15 protein-coding genes are annotated in these 13,607 nt (G+C 65.4%); 9 read left to right on the top strand and 6 right to left on the bottom strand.

The features are described 5' to 3' along the window. Positions 1 to 141 precede the first annotated feature (141 nt). A complete protein-coding gene (locus tag NFC73_RS19075) occupies positions 142 to 1,587 on the top strand; it encodes an HNH endonuclease signature motif containing protein (RefSeq protein WP_254752815.1) in 1,446 nt (481 codons plus the stop codon). Between the two features lie 165 nt (positions 1,588 to 1,752). Here the strand turns inward: NFC73_RS19075 and NFC73_RS19070 are convergent, their stop codons facing one another. After that, positions 1,753 to 2,037 (bottom strand): DUF427 domain-containing protein, encoded by a 285-nt coding sequence (locus tag NFC73_RS19070; protein ID WP_248758562.1) that lies wholly within the window; start codon positions 2,035 to 2,037, stop codon positions 1,753 to 1,755. 140 nt (positions 2,038 to 2,177) lie between these two features. Here NFC73_RS19070 and NFC73_RS19065 point away from each other — a divergent pair, with 140 nt between their 5' ends. The 4 genes from NFC73_RS19065 to NFC73_RS19050 all read left to right on the top strand — a co-directional run bounded on the left by NFC73_RS19065 (position 2,178) and on the right by NFC73_RS19050 (position 4,556). Then, on the top strand, positions 2,178 to 2,951 hold the full coding sequence (locus tag NFC73_RS19065; RefSeq protein WP_254752813.1) for an oxygenase MpaB family protein: 774 nt from the start codon (positions 2,178 to 2,180) through the stop codon (positions 2,949 to 2,951). Positions 2,952 to 2,995: 44 nt separating this feature from the next. Next, the gene (locus tag NFC73_RS19060; RefSeq protein ID WP_160674609.1) at positions 2,996 to 3,175 is read left to right on the top strand and encodes a hypothetical protein; all 180 of its coding nucleotides are present in this window, start codon (positions 2,996 to 2,998) and stop codon (positions 3,173 to 3,175) included. Between the two features lie 64 nt (positions 3,176 to 3,239). Continuing rightward, positions 3,240 to 3,809, top strand: coding sequence for a GNAT family N-acetyltransferase (locus tag NFC73_RS19055; protein WP_254752811.1), 570 nt, complete (start codon positions 3,240 to 3,242; stop codon positions 3,807 to 3,809). A 63-nt stretch (positions 3,810 to 3,872) separates the two neighbouring features. Then, on the top strand, positions 3,873 to 4,556 hold the full coding sequence (locus tag NFC73_RS19050; RefSeq protein WP_254752809.1) for a DNA alkylation repair protein: 684 nt from the start codon (positions 3,873 to 3,875) through the stop codon (positions 4,554 to 4,556). Positions 4,557 to 4,641: 85 nt separating this feature from the next. Here the strand turns inward: NFC73_RS19050 and NFC73_RS19045 are convergent, their stop codons facing one another. Both NFC73_RS19045 and NFC73_RS19040 read right to left on the bottom strand, forming a co-directional pair. After that, positions 4,642 to 4,839: a hypothetical protein gene (locus NFC73_RS19045; protein WP_254752807.1), complete on the bottom strand. Its 198-nt coding sequence runs from the start codon at positions 4,837 to 4,839 to the stop codon at positions 4,642 to 4,644. A 185-nt stretch (positions 4,840 to 5,024) separates the two neighbouring features. Further along, positions 5,025 to 5,567, bottom strand: coding sequence for a TspO/MBR family protein (locus tag NFC73_RS19040; RefSeq protein ID WP_254752805.1), 543 nt, complete (start codon positions 5,565 to 5,567; stop codon positions 5,025 to 5,027). A 96-nt stretch (positions 5,568 to 5,663) separates the two neighbouring features. Between NFC73_RS19040 and NFC73_RS19035 the strand changes: the two genes are divergently transcribed. After that, complete coding sequence (locus NFC73_RS19035) at positions 5,664 to 5,996, top strand: ArsR/SmtB family transcription factor (RefSeq protein WP_254752803.1); 333 nt, start codon at positions 5,664 to 5,666, stop codon at positions 5,994 to 5,996. Positions 5,997 to 6,008: 12 nt separating this feature from the next. Beyond that, complete coding sequence (locus tag NFC73_RS19030; protein WP_254752801.1) at positions 6,009 to 6,506, top strand: SRPBCC family protein; 498 nt, start codon at positions 6,009 to 6,011, stop codon at positions 6,504 to 6,506. Positions 6,507 to 6,627: 121 nt separating this feature from the next. Here NFC73_RS19030 and NFC73_RS19025 read toward each other — a convergent pair whose 3' ends face one another. Together NFC73_RS19025 and NFC73_RS19020 are read right to left on the bottom strand one after the other, a co-directional pair. Then, complete coding sequence (locus NFC73_RS19025; RefSeq protein WP_254752799.1) at positions 6,628 to 7,920, bottom strand: MFS transporter; 1,293 nt, start codon at positions 7,918 to 7,920, stop codon at positions 6,628 to 6,630. Between the two features lie 26 nt (positions 7,921 to 7,946). Beyond that, positions 7,947 to 9,167 (bottom strand): M20 metallopeptidase family protein, encoded by a 1,221-nt coding sequence (locus NFC73_RS19020; protein ID WP_254752797.1) that lies wholly within the window; start codon positions 9,165 to 9,167, stop codon positions 7,947 to 7,949. Between the two features lie 145 nt (positions 9,168 to 9,312). On the opposite strand from NFC73_RS19020, the gene NFC73_RS19015 reads away from it, so the two are divergent. After that, positions 9,313 to 10,350: an Lrp/AsnC family transcriptional regulator gene (locus tag NFC73_RS19015; RefSeq protein ID WP_254752819.1), complete on the top strand. Its 1,038-nt coding sequence runs from the start codon at positions 9,313 to 9,315 to the stop codon at positions 10,348 to 10,350. A gap of 105 nt (positions 10,351 to 10,455) precedes the next feature. Continuing rightward, positions 10,456 to 11,049: a DnaJ family domain-containing protein gene (locus NFC73_RS19010; protein ID WP_254752795.1), complete on the top strand. Its 594-nt coding sequence runs from the start codon at positions 10,456 to 10,458 to the stop codon at positions 11,047 to 11,049. Positions 11,050 to 11,137: 88 nt separating this feature from the next. On the opposite strand, the gene NFC73_RS19005 is transcribed toward NFC73_RS19010, so the two are convergent. Then, a complete protein-coding gene (locus NFC73_RS19005; RefSeq protein WP_254752793.1) occupies positions 11,138 to 13,495 on the bottom strand; it encodes a transglycosylase domain-containing protein in 2,358 nt (785 codons plus the stop codon). Between the last annotated feature and the right edge of the window lie 112 nt (positions 13,496 to 13,607).

Genomic DNA, 13,607 nt, shown 5'->3' with positions numbered 1-13,607 from the left:
CCGCGTTTACTGAAGTTGTGTTGCGGCGGACAGATCATTTGCAAGACAAACCCCCTGCGGGGCGTCAGTCGGACCCAGAGTCACATCCGCAACACAACCAATTCCATCATTACCGTCAGACCCCTCTGCCACGCTGTGCTTATGGAAATCGGGGCGGTTATCGATGCGGGAGGCAGGGCCGCAGTGACGGCTGCCGTCGTGTCGGTGGCCGGGCTGGCCGGTCAGCTTGCCGGGGTTGTTGCCTGCCCTTCGTCCCTGCCAAACCACACGGACCACACCGCTGATGTTGATCCGTTGCGGGAGTTCTCGGAGGCATGCCTGGACGGGCTGGGCTTACTGGCGCGGGTCGAGTCGGCGACGACGGCGGCAAAGATCCGGCTGCTGGCCGCCTACGCGGAGGCCGCAGCAGGGCTGGAGGCCCCGCCCGCCAGTGCATATGAGGCGTCGTCGCAGGAGATGTCCTTGGTGGCAGAAGTGGCGTGCGTACTCACCATCGGCGAACGCGCCGCATCCGCCCTTTTGGGAGAGGCCCATGCGCTGACTACGACCCTGCCGGCCGCTTTGGACGCGCTTCAGGCCGGGACCATCGCCTGGCAGCACGCCCGGATTGTGGTCGACGAAACCGCTGGCCTGCCCCTGGCGGCCGTTTCGGCCTTGGAATCGCATTTCTTCGACCCGGGGGCGCCGGACGGCGCCCGCTGTGCCACGCCCGGCGAATTGGTGCCCTCCCGGTTCCGGCGGAAAGTCCGGGCCTGGCGCGAACGCCACCACCCCGAATCGCTGGAGAAGCGCCATGCAAAGAGCGTGGCGGACCGTCGAATGGAATATACCCCGGACCGGGACGGCATGGGCTGGATTTCGCTGTACCTTCCCGGTGACACGGCCTGCGCAATATGGAACAAGGCCTCTGCCCTGGGCCGTGGGCTGCAGGGTGCTGACGAGTCGCGCACACTCACCCAGATCCGGGCTGACATCGCTGCGGGGCTGCTGCTGGGCAGTGCCAGCCAGCAGCCAGGTGAGGTGCCCTCTCCCAAGGCTGACGTCCTGGTGACCGTCCCCGTGTTTTCCCTCCTCGGGCTCACTGAGGAACCCGGGGAGGTGGATGGGTTCGGGCCGGTCCCGGCGTCGATCGCGCGCAGGCTCGTTGCCGATGGTGCCAGCTCGTTCTACCGGGTCCTGGTTGACCCGCGGGATGGGGCGTCGCTGGAGATCGGCCGCACGAGTTACCGGCTCCCCGAATCCTTGAAGCGGTGGCTCAGGATGCGGGACGGTGCCTGCACCTTCCCCGGCTGCAGTAACCAGTCCCTGGACAACGAGAACGACCACCTGACGGCCTGGCAGGACGGCGGGACCACCGGGATCAGTAACCTCGGACAGGCCTGTCCGAAACATCACCGCCTCAAACACGCATCCGCCTGGACGCCTGCGCAGGCAACGCGCAATGAACCACCTGGCTGGATTTCACCCACCGGCCGGCACTACCCACCCGAACAACAGGACCGTGAACCTACGCACTGGCCACCTGGCTGCACACCCCACGCTCCCAGCCCACTCGAACACGCCACCATGATGTATCTCGCCGCCTGAGCACCGTGGCTGTTGTTGTGATGTGCCCCGCCAGCTCTCCTGCCGGGATAAGCGAGCAGTCCTCGGTGCCCGTCTCAAGGTAGATGCACTCAAGGTTCCCGGGGTGCGGGCGCAAGCGGACGACGGCGGGAGGTCCCCGCCGTCGTCGGCTACCACAAGTGGGGGCTACTCCTCGATAGTCACGCCCCGCCAGAACGCGATCCGGTCCTCGATGGGCTTGGCCCGCGTCTTGGGCTCGCTGTAAAACCAGGCGGCGTCGACGTTCAGCTTCCCGTCCACCTCCAGCGTGTGGTAGCTGGCCTGGCCCTTCCACGGGCAGACGGAATACATGTCGCTGTCCTTGAGATAGCCCGCATTGACGGCGTCGCGGGGGAAATAGTGGTTGCCTTCCACTACTACCGTGTCCGTCGACTCGGCAATGACTTGTCCGTTCCAGATAGCCCTGACCATGTGGTTCCGTTCTGTAAGAGGCCGCCGGCTGTGCGGGCGGCGGGTCGCAGTATGTCAACGGCCCGCGTGATGCCCTTTGTTCCCGGACATCTCCGGGGAGCGGCCCCGGGGGTAGTGGCCTTCTCCGGTATCGTGGGTCCATGGTGCGGAACCTGGCCGATATCGGAGCTGAAGGCGTATTGCTCGCCGGGGCCGGCCGCGCCATTCTGCTGCAGATCGCGAACCCTGCAGTGGGCCATGGCGTCGCCGAACACAGCGACTTCATAGCCCGGCCGCTGGACCGTTTCCGCGCCACCGTCACCTACGTCTACGCTGTGGTTTACGGAACCGAGGCCCAGGTTGCGGCCGTTCGCCGCAGCGTTAACCGGGCCCACTCCGCGGTCCGCCGCAAGCCCGACGCCGGCTCCCGCGGGTACAGTGCGTTCGATGCCCAGGCGCAATTATGGGTGGTGGCAACCCTGTACGACACCGCCATCACCATTTACGAGAAAATCTACGGCCCGCTCGACGACGAAGCTGCGGACCTCATGTACAGCGATTACGCAAGAATCGGTACCGTCCTGCAACTGCCGGCGAACCTGTGGCCGGCCGACCGCGCAGCCTTCAGGACATACTGGGACACGTCCCTGCTGACACTGGAGCTGGACGCCGTCACCGCCGGCGTCGGCCGTGACCTCCTGTACCCGCCAGCCGGGCCACTCTGGCTGCGGATGAGTATGCCGCTGATCCGGTTCATCACCGCCGGGCAGCTGCCGGACCACCTGCGCGCCGGCTTCGGGCTGCCCTGGAGCGACCGCCACAGCCGCCTGTTCGACATGGCCACCCGGTGGTCTGCCCTGGTCTATCCCCGGCTGCCGCGGCCGGTCCGGCACTGCGTCAAGAACTACTGCCTCGGCCGGCTCCGCACGTCGTAGCCCTGAAACACCATCTTCCGGCACCCCGGTGACGAATCCCTGTCATGAACTATTACAGCCCAGCGGCGCAGGAACGGGTTCGTGACGCCGCATACGATGCAGTGGAGAAAGTCCTGAACAGCATGTTCGAACCGTTGAACCGGCAGGCGCTCACGGCGCGCTGGAACCAGGCCTGCGAGGCCATGGCCAAACACCTGGAGGCGCGGGACACCGGCGAAGAGTAGACGCCCTGCTTTCGGTCTCAAATACGATTGACCGACGATCTGATCGAAAGGTTTTGGGCTGTCCATGAAGGTCACCACCACCACGCTCCAGATGCTCCTTCCGCCAGCCTGGCCGGCCCGCCCGTTGCCCGATGAGGCGCGGCTGGACCGGGCTGTCGGGGTCACCCCGGAGTATGCCCGTTTCCTCTATGGCCTGGTGGGCGGACCGTGGCACTGGACGGATCGGCTCGAGTGGACACGGCAGCAGTGGGCCGAGGAGCTCGCCGTGCCGGGAACGGAATTCTGGGTCCTCTATGGGGAGGGCGTGCCCTGGGGGTATGTCCACCTTCAGCCGGTCGTTACAGGGGATGCCACGCACGTCGAGATCCGGTACTTCGGCCTTTCAGAGCAGGCCATTGGGCGGGGCCTCGGCGGCCGGCTGCTGGAACGCGGGATCACGGCGGCATGGTCACTGGCACAACGCTTCGACCTCCCGCAAGTGTCCCGCGTCTGGGTCCACACCTGCACGCTGGACGGTCCCGCGGCCCTGGCAAACTACCAGGCGCGAGGCTTTGAGCCCTGCGGGACCGAGGACGCGGACACGGAAGTGGCGGACGCGCCGCCGGGTTCCTGGGTGGCCACCGGCGGCCGGTAATCTGCTGCAAACCCGCCGGCAGCCGTAGGCTGGAACCGACAAGAGGGTGACCGAAAGGGTGGCATGTCGGAAACGATGACGGCTGGGCTGCTGGGTGAAGTGATGGCCGAGCTGGCCGTGCTTGAGGACCCGAGGATGCGCGAGGCAAACGAGAAGCGCGGCGACGACCACGGCGTGAACCTGTCCAAACTGCGCGCGGTCGCGAAGCGGCTGAAGACGCAGCAGGAACTCGCGCGCGGGCTCTGGGCCACGAACGACACTCCGGCCAGGTTGGTGGCGCTGCTGATCTGCCGGCCAAAGGCCTTCGAACGCGACGAACTGGACATCATGCTCCGCGAGGCGCGCGCCCCCAAAGTGCACGACTGGCTCGTGAATTACGCCGTGAAGAAGAGCCTGCACGCGGAGGACCTGCGCGTGGCCTGGATGGCGGACCCGGATCCGGTGGTCGCCAGCGCCGGCTGGGCCCTGACCAGCGAACGGGTGGCGAAAACGCCCGCGGGGCTCCACCTCCCTGGGCTGCTGGATATTATCGAGGCCCAGATGAAGGACGCCCCGGACCGGCTGCAGTGGGCCATGAACCACACGCTGGCCTTCATGGGGATCGAGCATCCCGAGCACCGAGCCCGGGCCCTCGATATCGGCGAACGGCTTGAGGTCCTCAAGGACTACCCGACGCCCCCGAACTGCACGTCACCGTTCGCGCCCATCTGGATCAACGAGATGGTGAGCCGCCAGGCCACCGCGTAAGGCTGTCAGCCTGGAAGCAAAACTGAAGCGGACGACGCCGGGAACTTCCCGCCGTCGTCCGCTTCAGTTTTTGGCTGTGAACCGATCAGACGGTGGCGAGCCGGCGTTCCTGGCCACGGACGCTGACCGTGAAAGTGTTGGGGCCGCTGCACTGGACCGCGATGCGGCATTTGGTGGTGTTTGCCTTGACCGAGAGGTCGTGCACGATGCTCTCAAGGGTGTGCTCAACGGCAGACCGGTCCCAGATTTTCAGCGTGATGGAGTCAGTGTTCTCAAACGTCATTGTCAGTACTTTCGCTCATGCAGTTAACGGCTCCGCGTCGTCCTTGAGGGGGCCGCATCCTCGTCGGTGAGGATTGCTGATCTTGGTAGTGCGGGAACGGGGTCCCGATCTCATGGTTCATGCTGGCCGCCAAGATTTGCAACAGAAATGGCCAAAGTGTGAGCGATTACACGCTCGCGCCGGCTTTAGTTACTGACGGCGGCGTAAAGGTTCAGGGACGCCGAAAACACCAGCCACGAGACGTTCGGCAGCATCAGCAGTCCGGCCGTTGGGCTGATGGGTCCAAAGCGCAGAACTGTCAGGGCCGCTGTGAGGAGGAGGGCGGCGAGGACGGCCAGGGCCAGCCAGAGCGCCGCGGTCCCCAATATGGGGTACAGCCCGAAGAACGTCATGGGCCAGAGCAGGTTCAGGGCCAGTTGGAGCCCATAGAGCCTGAGTGCGCGGCGGCGCGGGTGGCGCCGCTGCCGCCACACCAGCCAGGCCGCCACGGCCATTGCCGCGTAAAGGACCAGCCAGACCGACGTGAACATCAGCCCGGGAGGCGTCCAGGGGGCTTTGTCCGCCAGGGCGTACCAGCCGCCGGCAGCCGTTCGGATCGGGAGTGATCCCACGAACGACACGGTCCAGGAAAGCGCGAGGAAGCCGACCAGGACGGCAACCTGCCGCCGTCGGGACGGCCCGTCCGGGACTGCCGGACCTTGCGCTTCGGTGGGGACAGTGTCAGGCACTGACCCACTGTGGACAATGGCGGGTACCCGCGTCAAACCGGCCGGCGGCGGAGGGGCCCTTGACGCCCTCCTTCCCCGGGCGTATCGTACAACCAAATGGTTGTAGATCAGCTGAGAGACGCGGACGTGGACCGCCTGTTCCAGGCGCTCGCGGACACCACCCGGAGGGACATCATCCGGCGGGTGACGGCCGGGGAGTCTTCCGTCTCCGGCCTGGCCGACCTCTACGCCATGAGTTTCGCCGCCGTCCAGAAGCATGTGGCGGTGTTGGAACGGGCTTCCCTGGTAACGAAGGAGAAGCGCGGAAGGGAGCAGATCGTGCGGGGCGACCACGAAGGACTGCAGAAGGCCCGCCGGCTGCTCGATGAGTATGAGGCGATCTGGCGGCAGCGTGCCGGACGGATCGCGGACATTCTGGCTGAAGGATAGGAAGGTTTTGCAATGCCTGTTATCAGTTCCACCAAGAATCTCGAAGCGCTCAGCTTCACCCTCGTGGCCGAGTTCGACGCCGCCGTCGAGCAGGTCTGGCAGATCTGGGAGGACCCCCGCCAGCTGGAGCGCTGGTGGGGTCCGCCCAACTATCCGGCCACGTTTGACCGGTTCGACTTCCGGCCCGGCGGGAAGGCCGACTATTACATGACCACGCCCGAAGGCGAAAAGCCCCGAGGCTGGTGGAAATTCAGAACCATCGAGGCGCCGCGCAAGCTCGAATTTGATGACGGCTTCGCTGACGAAACCGGAGCGCCCGTGGATGCCATGGGCAGTGCCCATGCCGCCGTTGACCTCGAGGATCTCGGTGGCCGCACCCGGATGACCATCATGTCCACGTTCGACTCCGAAGAGCAGATGGAAGAAATGGTCAAGATGGGCATGGAGGAAGGCATGAAGGAGGCTGCCGGCCAGATCGACGCATTGCTCGCGGAACACGCCCGCGCCTGATAACGCTGACGGTTCTCACGCAAAGGCGAGCGCGGACGGACACTTGAGGCCCCAGGATCCGGGGCCTCAAGTGTCCTTCCGCGCTTGGTGGTGGTCGCTCCTACGGAGGCGGCGCTGCCGGTTAGTGCGTCAGGTCCTTGCCCTTCGTCTCCGGGATGGTGAACACAAACGCGATGCTGACGGCCAGCAGGACCACGGCGTACACGTTGAAGAAGTTGCCCTGTCCGATGGAGCCAAGCCAGGCCTGAAGGTACGGTGCGGTACCCCCGAAGACTGCGACGCAGATGGAATACGGGACGCCCACCCCGACCGTGCGGATCTTGGTGGGGAACAGTTCGGCGTATACCGCCGGGACGATTGCTGCGCTGCCGGCGATGAAGAACAGCATGACGGACATGGTGACCGCGAGTTGCCACGGAGAGTCCTTCAGCAGCCAGGTCATGGGGAAGTGGAACAGCGCGGCGCCGGCGGCGCTCATGATCATGACGGGCTTGCGGCCGATACGGTCCGAGAGTTTGCCCCAGAACGGCAGCGCGGCGATGAACAGCACGTTGGCGATCACGCTGGCCCAGAGGGCCTCTCCACGGTCCATCTTGAGGACCGACGAGGCATAGCTGGGAGTCACGACGCCCCAGATGTAGTAGGTCACAGTCAGGCCGACGGTCAGGCCAATCACCTGCAGGGCCTGTTTGCGGTGCTGGTAGATCTGTGGCCACATCGGCTCGTGCTTTTCCTTGGGCGATTCTGCCTCGAACGCCGCCGTTTCCTTCATGCGGGCCCGCATAAACAGGGCATAGAGGCCCATGGCGCCGCCGATAAGGAATGGCACCCGCCAGCCCCAGGTGTTCATGTCGGCCGTGCTCAAGACGTTGGACAGGGTGGCGCCGAGCATGGTTCCGGCCAGGATGCCAACCGTGCCGGACGTATAAATGAGCGTTGCCCAGAAGCCGCGCTGTTCCTTGGGCGCCATCTCCGAGAGGTAGGTCTGAGACGACGGCAGCTCTCCGCCGTGGGCAAGGCCCTGGATAAGCCGGGCCACCAGCAGCAGGACCGAGGCGAAGGCCCCCACGGCCTCGAAAGTGGGGGCGACGCCGATGATCAGGCTGCCCAGGGCGGCGAGGCCCACCGCGAACGTCATGGACGTCTTGCGGCCGATCCGGTCACCGATCCAGCCGAACACGAAGCCGCCGAACGGACGGGCGACAAAGCCGACGGCGAAGATCGCCAGGGTGGCGAGGAAGGCCGACGTCGGATCCGCCTTGCTGAACAGTGCGCTTGCGATGAACGGCGAGAACGTGGCATAGATGGCCCAGTCGTACCATTCAACGGCGTTGCCGATGCCGGTGCCGACGAGGGTGCGCAGGTGGGATTTGTGAACCTGGACGTCGGCTGGGACGCCTGCAGTAGTGGTCATCGTGTGCTCCATGAAGTGAGGGAAGTTTAGTTGGTCGAGGCCAGGGCCGCGATGCGGGAGACGGCCAGTTCTGCGTAGAGTGCGGTTCCGTCGGACAGCACTCCGTCGTCAAAGGCTGCGTACGGGGAGTGGTTGAAGGAGGTTTCGGTGTGGTCGGCGCCGGGGGCGACGGCGCTGAGCCCGATAAACGTCCCGGGTACCTCCGCCAGCACCCTCGAAAAATCTTCAGAGCCACTGAGCGGGGTGGCCCAGCGGGTGAGCCGAGAGGTTCCAAAGAGGTCTTCGATGGTCTTCTCCGCGGTGCGTGTCTCGTCGTCGTTGTTGACGGTGAGTGGGTACTCGTGACGGTAATCGACGTCCACCTCGAGGCCGTGGGCAGCGGCAATGCCCTTCAACAGCGTGGGAACGGCGATCATCATCCGTTCCCTGGCGGCGTCCGAGAAGGTCCGGATGGTGGCTTCCATGCGCGCCGTTTCAGGAATGATGTTGCGTTTTGTGCCGGCCTGGAGGACGCCCACGGTCAGGACCACTGGATCGAACATGTTGAACTGGCGGGTGATCATGACCTGCAGGGCAGTCACCATTTCTGCGGCCGCCGTGACCGGGTCCTTGGCTGTGTGCGGGGCCGAGCCGTGGCCGCCGGCGCCAAGAACCGTGACAGTCAGGGCATCCGAAGCGCTCAGCATCACCCCTGGTTTGGTGCAGAACCGGCCATGCGGCTCCAAGGCGGAAAAGACGTGCATCCCATAGGCGGCATCAACCCGGCGCCCGGCCGCCTCCAGCACGCCCTCGCGGATCATGTGGCCTGCTCCGTCAAAACCTTCCTCGCCCGGCTGGAACATCAGCACAACGTCGCCGGCCAGCTGCTCCCGGCGCTCCGCCAAAAGCGTGGCTGCTCCGGCGAGCATGGCGGTGTGGAGGTCGTGGCCGCAGGCGTGCATGGCGCCGTCGATCTTCGATGAGAACTGGGCACCGGTCCGCTCCTGGACAGGGAGGCCGTCCATGTCGGCACGCAGGAGGACCGCTGGTTTGGTTGCAGATGCGTGCGGTGCGGATCCGCGCAAGACCGCGGTGACCGACGTCGTGTTCTTGCCCAGGGTGATTTCGAACGGTAGGCCGTCGAGGGCCTTGAGGACTTTTTCCTGGGTCCGGGGGAGGTCCAGTCCGATCTCCGGCTCCTGATGCAGCTCGTGGCGGAACCGGGCGATCTCGCCCTGCAGTTCCTTGGCGTCGGTGGTGATCGACATCTGCTCTCCTTATTTCTGAACGTTTGGTCAGTGACCCGGTTCCATTCTGAAGTGATGCGGTTCACAAGCGGCGAAATAGCTGGAAAAAATCAAAAGTATGATGGAAATGGCAGGATTCATTCACTGAAACGTGGGGAGTGGCGAGGTGGTGCTCAGCGAGGAAGACCTGGCCCTGATCAACGCGCTGCAGATTGCACCGCGGATCAGCTGGTCCGATGCGGCCACCGTGCTGGGAGTGCACGCCACGACGCTGGCCGCACGCTGGGATCGGCTGAGGTTGTCCGGGGCGGCCTGGACGACGGCCCACCTGATCGGCGATCCCAAGCAGATGTGCCTGGCGTTGGTGGACGTGGACTGCGAAATGCGGCTGCGGGACGACGTGACAGCGGCGCTCGCCGCGATCCCGGAAGTGGTCACAGTTGAGGAAGCTGCAAGCAACCGGGACCTCATGCTGACAGTCATTGCGCCCACCTTGGCCCGGTTCACGGAGGAGGTGCTTCCTCAGTTCAAAGAGATCCCCGGAGTGCTGAAGTACCGGACCTCGTTGTGCACCCGCCTGCACTCCGGTGGCTATACCTGGCGGCTCAACATTTTGGACAAGGCGAAGCAAAAGGCGCTTCATGCCTTAGCCGGACCCGAGTCCACCGGTTCGGCGTCCCCGATGACCGGAGCTCCACTGCCGCCCAGCCACCTGGATCTGATCCCGTTCCTTGCGCGGGACGGGCGCGCGGGCGCCGCGGACATCGCCCGGAGCCTGGGCAGGAGCCCGGCGACAGTCCAGCGGCAGCTAAACAGGGTGCTGGCCAGCGGGCTGCTGTCCTTCCGTTGTGAAATTGCCCAGAAGCTCTCCGGCTATCCCGTGAGCTGCCAGTGGTTCGCCAACGTGCCGGCGGGCCAGCACGAGGCCGCTGCCGCTGAACTCCGCAGCCTCCGCACAGTCCGGCTCAGCGCGTCCACTACGGGGAGCACAAATTTTGTCATCCTCATGTGGTTGCATTCGCTGGCCGATGTGATGAACGCCGAGTTGGCCCTCCAGCAACGCATCCCGCAGATCGAACTCGTGGAGAGCGTAGTGATCCTGAACACCGCCAAGCGGGTGGGCTGGATGCTGAACCCGGATTCGACAGCGAGCGGCGCGGTGGTGGTCTCCGGCACGGAGCTGCCGACTTTGGGGCTCCAATGAGCAGTGGTGCCCGCCGCCGGTGTCTGCTCCGTTGAAACCTGCGGTCCACGTCTGAATACTGGAAGTCTGATGGGTCGGGACGGGCAAGGAGGCGGTGAAGGGGTTATGGGCGGCGGCGACAGTGCCTTCAAGCGCCGGCTCGAACGGGCTGCGGAAGTGCGCTCCTACCGGGGAGCCGGCATCAGTGCCGAGGAAGAGGCCGAACTCGAGGCGGCCGAGGCCACGGAACGGGACCAACGCAAGAAGGTCGACGATGCGCGGCGGGCGGAGTACCTGATCCGGGACGCCATGGCACAGGGCAAATTCGACAACCTCAAATACGCCGGCAAGCCCATCCCCGGGCTGGGCGAGGCCTACGATCCTGACTGGTGGGTCAAGGGCCTGATCCAGCGCGAAAACATCAGCGGGCTGGGCCCCGAAGCCATCCTGATCCGCACCGAAGACGCCGAACTGGACGGCCGCCTTGATGCCCAGTTCACCGAAAAGCAGGTCCGCGACATCCTCGCCGACTTCAATGCCCGGGTGGTCGACGCCCGCCGCCAGCTCCAGGGCGGCCCTCCCGTCGTCACCAAAACGCGGGATGTCGACGCCGAGGTGGCACGCTGGCACGAACGCCGCGCCGCCCGCTCACAGGACGCCCGGCCTGAACCGGAGCCGCACCGCTCCTGGTGGCAGCGGCTCTGGCGCGGCACCACCTAGCTGAGCGGACGAGAGTAGCTGAGCGGTCGGGGGGCAACGGACGACGGCGGCGCCTCGCGCCGTCGTTGGCTCTCAGGGTCGTCGGCTCCTAGCGCCTTCCGCCCGGGAAGCCGTTCTGAGGCGGAATGCCCGGAATCTCGGGCGGCGGGACGGGCGCGGGCGGCGGGACGGGTGCGGGAGCAGGAGGTGGCTCTGGCGCGGGAGCCGGCGCGGGAGCCGGCGGGGGAGCGGGTGCTGGTGCGGGAGCCGGGGCGGGTACAGGCCTCGGCGCGGCCGGTGCGGGAGTCGGTTTCGGCGGAGCAATCATGGATGCCGGCGGGGCCGGGAACGGGTTTGCCGGGTAGAGCGGGGCAGCCTGGAGCATGTAGTTGACCCATTGCGGCCCGGCGATCATGTACCCGTCAAGGCGGGGGTAGAACTGGCCGTTAATGGTGACGTTCTGGCCCGGACGGTTTTGGCCCTCCAACGCGTCGCCGAAGAAGGACGCTGTGGCCAGCCCCGACGTATAACCCACCACCCACGTGGAGCCGTTGTTGTTGGACGTGCCGGTCTTGGCGGCCACCGGCATCAGCGTGTGGATTTTGGGGTTGATCCATACGCCGGAGCCCACCTTCAACACATCCTGGAGCACTGCGTTGACGCCTCGGGCGACCTCCGGTTTGACGGCGTCACGGCACTCGCTGGTTTGGCCCGGGAGTTTCCCGCCCGACATGTCCGTCACCTCAAGCACGGCAATGGGGGCGCAGTACCGGCCGTCGTTGGCAAAGGTGGCGAAGGCATTGGCCAGGTGGACCGGGGCGACGCCGATGGCGCCGAGGAGATTGCCGAGCTGATGCATGTTGATCTGCGCGCCATCGAGTCCGCTGTGCAGCCCCACGCTGTCCACCATCTTCTGGATGCCGCAGAAATCAAGCTGCGTAGCCGAGGCGAAGGTGGCCGTGTTGATCGAGTTGTACAGCCCGTAGTTCACGGGCATGGGGCGGTAGTAGCCCTGATCGGCATTCTGCAGGTCATCGGCGGCGCCCAGCTCAGGGTTGTTCTGGGCCGTGCTGTAGGCGCCCAGCACCCGTCCGCAGCTGGAACGCCACGGGAAGCCCAGCGGATACACCCGGCGGGAGGCGTCCACCACCCCGGTCAGCGGCTTGCCCTCGTTCAGCCACTCTGCGAACGTGAAGGGCTTCATGGTGGAGCCGGGCTGGAAACCGCCCGCCCCGTTGAGGTCGTTGCCTTGCGGATCGCGGGAGTCCACGTTGAAGTTCAGCTGGGTATCGAACCTGCCCTCGGCCGGCAGGAACACCGTGTTCTGCGCCATGGCCAGGATTTTTCCGGTGCCCGGCTGCACCGTCACGAGGGAGGCGCCCCAGCGGTCAGGATTCGCCCCGGCGGTGCCGTCCACCTGCGCCTGGGCCGCCGCCTGGAGCCGGCTGTCCAGCGTTGTGACGATGGTGAGCCCGCCGCGGTACAGCTTCCGCTCGCGCTCGATCAGGGTGGTTCCGTAGGCCGGGTTGTTGAGGATCAGGTGCGAAATGTAGTCGCAGAAGTACGGCGCCATCTGGGCGTGGGCGCAGCCCTGCTTCCCGGGACTGAGATTAAGCTCGATGGGCGCGGCCGCGGCGGCGTCATGGTCCGCCTGGCTGATTTTGCCCGTGGCCAGCATCTCCGCAAGAACCTGGTTCCGGCGGGCTGTGGCCTGCTCCGGGTTGACCGCGGGATTGTAGTAGCTGGGGCTGTTGACCAGCCCGGCCAGGAGGGCCGCCTGCGGCAGGTTGAGATCGGCGGCCGTGGTGCTGAAGAAATACCGTGCCGCAGCCTCGATTCCGTACGCCTCGCGGTTGAAGAACACGATGTTCAGGTAGCCCTCGAGGATCTGGTCCTTGCTGAACTTTTTCTCCAGCGCGATGGCCAGCTTCATCTCCCGGAGCTTGTCCCCGATGCTCTTCTGGCCGCTGAGGATCACCTCGTCGGTTTTGTCCTGGGACACGAAGGACTCGTTGATCACGTTGGTGACGTACTGCTGGGTAATAGTGGAGGCGCCCTGCCTGCCCTCATTCGTCAGGTTAAAGATCGCAGCCCGGACGATCCCCTGCGGGTCGATGCCCGGGTGCTCGTAAAAGCGGCTGTCCTCGATGGCCACGATGGCATCCCGGACAAAAGGCGATATCCGGTCCAGGGGGATCCTGATCCGGTTCTCGGTATAGAACGTGGCGATCGGCTGGCCGTCGGAGGTGAGGACTTTGGTGGATTGCGACGGCGGCGCGACGATCAGTTCCGAGGGCAGATTTTCAAAGTAGCTGATGGAGGTGGTGACTCCGTAGCCGACAGTCGCAACAGCGGGGACCACCAGGCTTGCGGCCAGGACGCCGCACATGGCGCTCGCAGCAAAGAACCCGATGACCCTTCCCAGGGTGGCGGCCAACCGGTGCCTGCGTTTCTTTTGCTGCGCCATTGTTCAGCCCCAAGCTCGCGACGTGTGAACAGAATACGCCGCTGCACCTGCAGCATCCATATGCTGGAGGAACTGATGCCAAGCCGGTACTTTCCGTCCCTTACGTCCGTTC

It is taken from the genome of Pseudarthrobacter humi (assembly GCF_024294965.1).
Classification (GTDB): Bacteria; Actinomycetota; Actinomycetes; order Actinomycetales; family Micrococcaceae; genus Arthrobacter; species Arthrobacter humi.
This window is presented reverse-complemented; position numbering and strand designations above follow the sequence as displayed.

Excerpts from the sequence above, each read along its gene's own strand:
- NFC73_RS19020 (WP_254752797.1), bottom strand. The coding sequence starts at position 9,167 with ATGTCGATCACCACCGACGCCAAGGAACTGCAGGGCGAGATCGCCCGG.
- NFC73_RS19010 (WP_254752795.1), top strand. The coding sequence starts at position 10,456 with ATGGGCGGCGGCGACAGTGCCTTCAAGCGCCGGCTCGAACGGGCTGCG.
- NFC73_RS19030 (WP_254752801.1), top strand. The coding sequence starts at position 6,009 with ATGCCTGTTATCAGTTCCACCAAGAATCTCGAAGCGCTCAGCTTCACC.
- NFC73_RS19045 (WP_254752807.1), bottom strand. The coding sequence starts at position 4,839 with ATGACGTTTGAGAACACTGACTCCATCACGCTGAAAATCTGGGACCGG.
- NFC73_RS19025 (WP_254752799.1), bottom strand. The coding sequence starts at position 7,920 with ATGACCACTACTGCAGGCGTCCCAGCCGACGTCCAGGTTCACAAATCC.
- NFC73_RS19035 (WP_254752803.1), top strand. The coding sequence starts at position 5,664 with ATGGTTGTAGATCAGCTGAGAGACGCGGACGTGGACCGCCTGTTCCAG.
- NFC73_RS19050 (WP_254752809.1), top strand. The coding sequence starts at position 3,873 with ATGTCGGAAACGATGACGGCTGGGCTGCTGGGTGAAGTGATGGCCGAG.
- NFC73_RS19005 (WP_254752793.1), bottom strand. The coding sequence starts at position 13,495 with ATGGCGCAGCAAAAGAAACGCAGGCACCGGTTGGCCGCCACCCTGGGA.
- NFC73_RS19060 (WP_160674609.1), top strand. The coding sequence starts at position 2,996 with ATGAACTATTACAGCCCAGCGGCGCAGGAACGGGTTCGTGACGCCGCA.
- NFC73_RS19075 (WP_254752815.1), top strand. The coding sequence starts at position 142 with ATGGAAATCGGGGCGGTTATCGATGCGGGAGGCAGGGCCGCAGTGACG.
- NFC73_RS19055 (WP_254752811.1), top strand. The coding sequence starts at position 3,240 with ATGAAGGTCACCACCACCACGCTCCAGATGCTCCTTCCGCCAGCCTGG.
- NFC73_RS19065 (WP_254752813.1), top strand. The coding sequence starts at position 2,178 with ATGGTGCGGAACCTGGCCGATATCGGAGCTGAAGGCGTATTGCTCGCC.
- NFC73_RS19070 (WP_248758562.1), bottom strand. The coding sequence starts at position 2,037 with ATGGTCAGGGCTATCTGGAACGGACAAGTCATTGCCGAGTCGACGGAC.